Raw genomic sequence first — 316 nt, forward strand, 5'->3', positions numbered from 1 at the left:
ATGATGATAGTAGCTTTCTGTCCATGTCGGTCTTCTATAATCTCCATAAAGTCAAGCAGCTGTTGTCCGTCAAGAACTTTCATACCGAAGTCGTCCAGTATAAGCAGATCAGTCTGTGCCAACCTGGCGAAGAAACGATGCAGGGTACTGGATATGCGGGCAAGGCTTATTTCCTCGAAGAGCCTGTACAGGTTATAATAGGCAACCTTATATCCGTTCATGCAGGCCTGATGACCAAACGCTGTACCCAACCAGCTTTTACCTGTACCGGAAGCTCCCGTAATAAGTATGGACACCCCGTTTTTCACATAGTCAC

The 316-nt window shown here is 46.5% G+C and carries 1 protein-coding gene; it reads right to left on the reverse strand.

Going from position 1 to position 316, the window contains the following annotated elements; translation table 11 throughout:
- A partial coding sequence (locus H6A27_RS14775) for an ATP-binding protein (protein WP_204509224.1) occupies positions 1-316 on the reverse strand: 316 nt, incomplete at both ends.

It is taken from the genome of Bacteroides caecigallinarum (assembly GCF_016902295.1).
GTDB classification, from domain to species: domain Bacteria; phylum Bacteroidota; class Bacteroidia; order Bacteroidales; family Bacteroidaceae; genus Phocaeicola; species Phocaeicola caecigallinarum_A.